Origin of the sequence: Mycobacterium sp. (assembly GCF_035653355.1) — a bacterium.
Classification (GTDB): domain Bacteria; phylum Actinomycetota; class Actinomycetes; order Mycobacteriales; family Mycobacteriaceae; genus Mycobacterium.
On the sequence record NZ_DASRBZ010000197.1, the window covers coordinates 1 to 7,022 of the forward strand.

Annotated in this window: 7 protein-coding genes; 2 read left to right on the plus strand and 5 right to left on the minus strand. The window is 64.7% G+C overall.

From position 1 onward, the window contains the following. The 3 genes from VFA16_RS06630 to VFA16_RS06640 all read right to left on the minus strand — a co-directional run. A partial coding sequence (locus tag VFA16_RS06630) for an acyl-CoA dehydrogenase family protein (protein WP_324967049.1) occupies positions 1 to 760 on the minus strand: 760 nt, incomplete at its 3' end. Then, positions 757 to 1,893: an acyl-CoA dehydrogenase family protein gene (locus VFA16_RS06635; protein WP_324967050.1), complete on the minus strand. Its 1,137-nt coding sequence runs from the start codon at positions 1,891 to 1,893 to the stop codon at positions 757 to 759. The genes VFA16_RS06635 and VFA16_RS06630, both read right to left, overlap by 4 nt. 141 nt (positions 1,894 to 2,034) lie before the next feature. Then, the gene (locus VFA16_RS06640; RefSeq protein WP_324967051.1) at positions 2,035 to 2,997 is read right to left on the minus strand and encodes an alpha/beta hydrolase; all 963 of its coding nucleotides are present in this window, start codon (positions 2,995 to 2,997) and stop codon (positions 2,035 to 2,037) included. Between the two features lie 337 nt (positions 2,998 to 3,334). On the opposite strand from VFA16_RS06640, the gene VFA16_RS06645 reads away from it, so the two are divergent. After that, positions 3,335 to 4,549, plus strand: a complete 1,215-nt coding sequence (locus VFA16_RS06645; protein WP_324967052.1) for a cytochrome P450 — start codon at positions 3,335 to 3,337, stop codon at positions 4,547 to 4,549. Next, positions 4,546 to 5,703, plus strand: coding sequence for a Zn-dependent alcohol dehydrogenase (locus VFA16_RS06650; protein ID WP_324967053.1), 1,158 nt, complete (start codon positions 4,546 to 4,548; stop codon positions 5,701 to 5,703). Before VFA16_RS06645 ends, VFA16_RS06650 begins: the two co-directional genes overlap by 4 nt. Here VFA16_RS06650 and VFA16_RS06655 read toward each other — a convergent pair. Together VFA16_RS06655 and VFA16_RS06660 are read right to left on the minus strand one after the other, a co-directional pair. Further along, complete coding sequence (locus VFA16_RS06655) at positions 5,700 to 6,446, minus strand: SDR family oxidoreductase (protein ID WP_324967054.1); 747 nt, start codon at positions 6,444 to 6,446, stop codon at positions 5,700 to 5,702. The two genes, VFA16_RS06650 and VFA16_RS06655, sit on opposite strands and share 4 nt — an antisense overlap. Before the next feature lie 33 nt (positions 6,447 to 6,479). Beyond that, positions 6,480 to 7,022, minus strand: a 543-nt coding sequence (locus VFA16_RS06660) for a cytochrome P450 (protein WP_324967055.1), incomplete at its 5' end; no start/stop codon positions are given.

The following is a 7,022-nucleotide window of genomic DNA, read 5'->3' on the forward strand; positions in this document are numbered from 1 at the left end:
GACGCTCGTGATAGAGCTGCCGTGACGCGACCGTCCAGCCGTTATCCACCTCGCCGACAACCGCATCGTCGCCGACTTCGACGTTGTCGAGGAACTCCTCACAGAACTCGGTCGACCCATTGAGTTGGGTGATGCGCCGCAAGGTGATTCCCGGATGGGCGATCGGCACCAGGAACATGGTCAGGCCCTCGTGCTTGGGCACATCCCAGTTGGTGCGGGCCAGGCACAATCCGTAGTCCGCCGCAAATGCGCTGGTGCTCCACGTCTTTGCGCCGTTGATCACCCAACGGTCCCCGTGCCGCTCAGCGCGGGTCATCACACCGGCCAGATCTGATCCACCGCTGGGCTCCGATAGCAGCTGCACCAACACCTCATCGCCGCGCAAAGCCGCGGCGATGTGTTGCTTTTTCTGTTCGTCGCTAGCGGTGTCGAGCAGCGTGGCACAACATATGGTGAACGTCGGCGTGTTGAGGATCAGCGGCATCTCGTAGTTGATGCTTTCCTCGTTGAACGCCTTCTGATATTCGTAATCCAACCCGAGGCCGCCGTATTCGCGTGGGAAGCAGATTCCGGCGAATCCCCCGTCGTACAGCCGCTTTTGCAGTTCGCGCGCCCGCTCCCAGCAGCGTTCATCGTCGCGGTTAGCCGCCGGCGGTGAGGCTGGGTCGATCCGCGGCATATTGGCAGCCAGCCAGGCTCGGGCACGGGCGCGGAACTGCTCGACCGACTCGCCGACGGCCGCCGACCCGTTGTCCGTCATCGCGACGATTCCTTCCACGCATAGACCCGCAGGTTGTGTTCCTCCGGTGTGCCGAACATGGAGCGGTACAACACAACCCGGCGCAGATACAGGTGTAGGTCGTGTTCCCAGGTGACGCCGATGCCGCCGTGCATCTGCACACAGTCCTGCACAATCGCCGGGGCCTTTTCCCCGACATAGGACTTGGCGATGCTGGCCAACAACCCCGCCTCTGGTGAGCGATCGGCGACCGCCGCCACCGCGGCCCCCGTCGTCGCGCGACACGCTTCAAGCCAGGTCTTCATGTCGGCGAAACGGTGTTTGAGCGCTTGATAGGACGCCAATGGACGGCCGAACGTGTGCCGGTCCAGCGCCCACGTAACCGTGAAGTCGAATACCGTCTGGAGGATTCCGACCACCTCCGCGCACTGCAGCACCTGCGCGATCTGGCTTTGCCGCTCAATCAATGCCGTCGTCTCGCCGGGTTTGCCGACAACAGCGGAGCGCTCCACCTCCACCCCGTCGAAATGCACACGCGCGTACTGTTTGACCAGATCGACCGACGGCTGCGGTTCAATGTGGACTCCGGGCGCCGTCGTCGGAACCAGAAACTGGCGGATCTCGTCGTCGTCAGTGCGCGCTACCACCAACAGCACGTCGCTCTGAGCGCCGGCCTCTACGCGGGCTTTGGCGCCGTCGATGCGATAGCCCGAATTATGCGGCGTGGCGGTCACCGACGGCTCCAACGGCGTCCATCCGCGGCCCGGCTCGTCGACCGCCCACGAGGCCACCGTCTCACCAGACATCAGCGATTCGATGGTGCCGGCGTGCGCGTCATGCTCACCGCACTCGACCAATGCGCACAGCACGGCGCTGACCGGATACAGCGGTCCGGGCGCCACGGTGTTGCCGATCAGTTCGGCGACCATGGCCAAATCGGCAATACCGCTGCCGGAGACCGCGCCGCCGCCCAGCTCCTCCGGAACAAGCAGGCCCGTCCACCCCAACTCCGCGGCCCGCCGCCACCACGCGCGGTCGAAGGACACTCCGGCAGCGTGCAGTTCGCGCACGTATGTCAGTGGCGATTCTTTCTGCAGAAACGCCTGAGTGGTCGAGGCGAAGAGCGCCTTTTCGGGGGACTCGACCGTCGTCATGATGTGGCCAGGCCTTCCTTCGGTCCGACATCTGCCGGTCAGTCCCGCTCGGGATCCGCGGCGCCTCCGATGGTAGCAACGCGCAATACAGTAAGAGCTACCGGAGTTCAGTCGATACGACGCCGACGGACGGCCGGTCGGCTACACCGCAAACGCCCGGCGAAGCACCTGAGCATGCAGGGCGCTGCTTTCCCGGGAGACCACCCACTCGGGTACCGCCGAATCGAAGCCATGGAACGTCGCCGCGACCACGTGCAGCTCGGTATGCACGTAGGCGTGCAGGAGCCGGTTGGCGTAGTCGATTGCTTCGTCTCGACACGGGTCGATCTCCGCACAGCTGATGAACGCCGGCGGCAGCCCTTCCAGGTTGGCCCGATGCGCCGGAACGTGGTGGGCTTTAGCGACACTGTGGCCTAGGTAATGGCCCCACGCCCGGCTGACCGCCGGGCCATTGAGGCCCGGCGTGCGCTGGAATTCTCGCCGCGACGGCGTGGCATCGGAGTCGAGCATCGGCTGGTGCAGGATCTGTACCCGGATCGGCGGCCCCTCCTCGTCGAACGTGCGCTGGGCCAGGCTTGCGACCAGTGCTGCGCCGGCGTCGCGGCCCATCACCGCCACTCGACTGCCGTCGGCGTCGAGGCGAGCAGCGTTGTCGATGGCGTAGCGGAACGCGGACTGCACGTCGTCGAGCGCGGCCGGGCACGGGTTCTCCGGCGCGAGCCGGTAGTCGACCGACACGACAAGGCATCCCGCGGCTCGGGCCAACTCCACACAGTGCGCGTGATCGGTGTCGAGGTTTCCGGTGACGAACGCGCCGCCGTGCGCATACAGCACCAGCGGCGCTGCGGACTTGGTTAGACCGCGGTAGAGCCGAAGGTCCAGCCGGGCGCCGCCCGGCCCGGTGATGGACCGCGGCTCGATGGCGACACCGCCGCTGTCGACAGCCGCGGCGCGCTCGGCGGCCAGTTCGTTGGCTTTCTCGCGATCGGCGGGCAGCGACTCGGTGCTGAACTCGACAATGTCAAGTTTGGCCGCGGCATCGCGCAGCGCCGGGTCGATTCTGCTCAGGCCTTGCGGCCGTGTGCGATTCGTGTCGGTCGTCATTGACCACCTTCCAGGTAGACCTGCGGTTCCATGTGTGGAAGATCCGGTAGCGCTCCCCCCGCGTCACCGCATCCTTAACAGGACCGCCCGTGCTGACCCGTCGACGAGCACATCGGTCGAGCGTAGCTACGACGGCACCGATGCTCGCTTCAAGCGGCTACCCGATGCGGGCCGAGTGCCGGTCATCGATACCGTTTCGGTTACCGTAAACACTACAACCGTTGGGCTTAGTTGCTATCTATATTATGATAGCTAGGTTCAACTCCGACAATTCGCTGACCAGGGCGGCGGCGGTTCCGCGCGAGCTGCCCCTACCGGTTGCTCAGGAGGCATGCTGATGACGATCAGCGCCGACCCGCACGGCCAATCCGTCACGCTCGACACCACGGGTGAGACCAGCCCCTACCCATTCTTCGAATACATGAGGCGCACGGAGCCGGTGTGGCACGGGGCTCTGATGGACCGTTCCAAGGTGCCGCCGGAGCTGCTGCCCGACGACGAGTGGGTCTTGTTCGACTACGACAGCGTCTTCCAGGCATTCCGTGACGACCGGATCTTCAGTTCCCATGCCTACGATCAGACCATCGGGCTGGTGATGGGCCACACCATCTTGGCGATGGGCGGCAAAGAGCATCACGACCACCGCAACCTGGTGGCCAAGGCTTTCCGGGCTACCGCGCTTGAGCGCTGGGAACCCTCGGTCATCGGGCCGGTCTGCGATCAGCTGGTCGACGAGTTCAAGAACGAAGGCACCGCCGACTTGGTGAAGGCGTTGACGTTCGAGTTTCCGACCCGCATTATCTCCACCCTGCTCGGGCTTCCCCGAGAGGATCTCGGTTTGTTCCGGCGCCTGTCTTTCGACCTGATTTCCATTCCGGTGGATATCGAGGCGGGACTGAGAGCCTCCATCGAGCTACACGACTATTTCCTCAACCAGGTGGAGCAACGGCGCCGCAACAACACCGACGACATCATCGGCGATCTGGTCAGCGCCGAGATCGACGGTGAGAAGCTCACCGACGAGGCGATCATCGCGTTCTTGCGGCTGCTGCTGCCCGCCGGGCTGGAAACCACCTACCGGTCGTCAGGCAATCTGCTCTACCTGCTGCTGACTCATCCCGAACAGTTGGCGATGGTCTACCAAGACCGGTCATTGATACCCGCCGCGATCGAAGAGGGCCTACGCTACGAAACACCGCTCACCACCGTGGTGCGCACCACCACCGAGGACGTCGAAATACGCGGCAAAACAATCCCTTCCGGCGCACAAGTCGATCTGTGCATGGGGTCGGCCAATCGCGACGAAACCCGCTGGAATGAACCCGACGTCTTCGACATCCGCCGGCCGCGCCAGGGCCACATCGCCTTCGCAGGCGGAATCCACATGTGCCTCGGTATGCACCTTGCCCGGCTGGAAACCCGCGTGATGCTCAACAGCTTGCTGGACCGGGTCGCCGACCTGGCGTTGGTGCCGGACGAGGACGCTAGGATCGTCGGGCTTACCTTCCGGTCGCCCAACAAGCTTCCGGTCACGTTCACGCCGGCGGCATGAAAAGCCGCGCTGCAATCCTGCACGATGTCGGCGGGCCGTGGTCGGTCGAGGAATTCGAGCTCGACCCACCCCGCGCCGGAGAGGTGTTGGTCGAGATGGCCGCGGCGGGATTGTGCCATTCCGACGACCACATCCTCAAAGGCGACTTGTCGGCGCCCAACGAGGTTCTTCGCTCGCTGGGTCTGCCGACCATGTTCCCGACCATCGGTGGCCACGAGGGGTCGGGCATCGTGCGCGAAGTCGGCGACGGCGTCACCGATTTCGCCCCGGGTGATCACGTGGTGACGTCGTTCGTCGCCGTCTGCGGGCAATGCCGCTGGTGCGCCACCGGCATGGAGTACCTCTGCGATGCCGGCATCGGCACTCTGACCCCGGGCATGCCCACCGACGGCACATTCCGCCATCACGCCGCCGACGGCAAGCCGCTGGGTCACCTTTCCAAGATCGGCGCGTTCGCCGAATACACTGTGGTGGCAGCGAATTCGCTGGTCAAGATCGAGCCGGAGTTGCCGCTGCTGTCAGCTGCACTGTTGTCGTGTGCGATCCCGACCGGTTACGGCTCGGCCGCTCACCGCGCCGGCGTGCGCGGCGGCGATACCGTCGTCGTTATCGGCGCCGGCGGCATCGGAACCGGGGCAATCCAGGGGGCGCGGATCAACGGCGCCGCCCAGATTGTCGCGGTCGATCCGGTGGATTTCAAACAGAAGTCGGCGTGTGAGTTCGGCGCCACGCATAGCACCGCAACCGTCGACGAAGCGCTCGACCTGGTGAGTGCCCTGACCTACGGGGTGATGGCCGACGCGGTCATCGTGTCGCCGTCACTGATCAGCGCCGAAGACGTGCGCAACGCGCTCAGGCTTACCCGCAAGGGCGGTACGTGTGTGCTCACCGGTATGAGCTCGCAGACTACCCGGTCGATCAAAATCGACTTGCAGGACTTCATATTGATGAACAAGACGCTGGCGGGCACCGTATTCGGCTCATGCAACCCGAAGGCGGACATCTCTCGGCTGGCCAAGCTATACGAAACCGGCCAGTTGCTGCTTGACGAGATGATCACCCGACGCTATCGGCTCGACGACATCAACGACGCCTACGCCGACCTGCTCAACGGTGAAATCATCAGGGGAGTCATCGATTTCCGAGTCAGTTAAGCCGGCGGGCTGTTATCGGTCTTCGCTGCCAGACGCTGCATTTGGCCATACGCGTCGATCGGGCTGTGCAGCGCCAAGCCACCGTCAGCGTGCACAACTTGGCCCGTCACCCAAGGCAATTCGAGCACGCCCACGATAGCCGCAGCCACGTCGGCGGCTTCCCCGAGCCGTCCCAGCGCGGTCCGCTCCTCCAGACCTTCCACCCAGCCGGGCAGCTGTTCCGGTTTGCCCAGCATCGGTGTTCGGGTGACGCCGGGTCCCACTGCGTTGACCCGGATACCGTAGTGGCCCCACTCCGCCGCCGCCACCTTGACCAGCATGTCGATCCCGGCCTTGGACACGCAGTAGGCCCCCATGCCGCGGTCGGCCAGCGTGCCGCTGATACTGGAGACCGCGACGATCGATCCACCTGTTCCGGCGTCGACCATCGCCTGGGCGGCGGCTCGCATGGTCAGCCAGGTGCCGGTGAGGTTCACCGCCAGTACCCGCTGCCACTCGTCAGGTGACAGCGCCAAGAGCATCCCGGATGCGCCGATACCCGCGCAGGCCACCATGCGGGTGGGCACACCATGGTCGCTGACGGTCCGGTCAATGGCCGCCTGAACCGCGTCGGGATCGCTGATATCGCATTCGATGTCGCCGCCGATCTGGTCCCAGACCACCACGTCATGGCCCGCGTCGCGCAGCAGCGCGGCGACCTCGCGCCCGATTCCGGAGCCGCCGCCCGTCACTACGGCACTCAAGGCAGTCGAGGGTCTCATACCGTGGACACCAGTTCACTTAAACGAGTAGCGAACCGGCAAGTGCTTGAGCCCACCCACGAACGTTGTGGCGACGAATTGCGGTTCTCCGGTCAGCTCAATGGTTTTCAATCGTGGCAGTAGCTCGGTGAAAAAGCTGTTCACCTCCATGCGGGCCAGCGCGGCACCCAGGCAGAAGTGCACCCCGTAGCCGAATGCCAAATGCTTGTTGGGATCGCGGCACACGTCGAAGCGGAAGGGGTCGTCGAAGACGTCCTCGTCGCGGTTGGCCGACACGTAGGACAGCAGCACCGACTCTCCAGCGGCGATCGGCACGCCGCGCACCGTGGCGTTCTCGGCAGCGGTGCGCATGAACTCCTTGACCGGGGTGACCCAGCGGATCATCTCCTCGGTGGCCAGCGGCATCAGGTCGAGGTTGTCCCGCAGTCTGAAAAGCTGATCCGGGTTTTCGATGAGCGCGAGCAGGCCGCCTGAGATCGTCGCACTGGTCGTGTCGTGACCCGCGGTGGCGACGATGAGGTAGTACGACACGGTGTCGATGTCCGACAGCGGCTCACC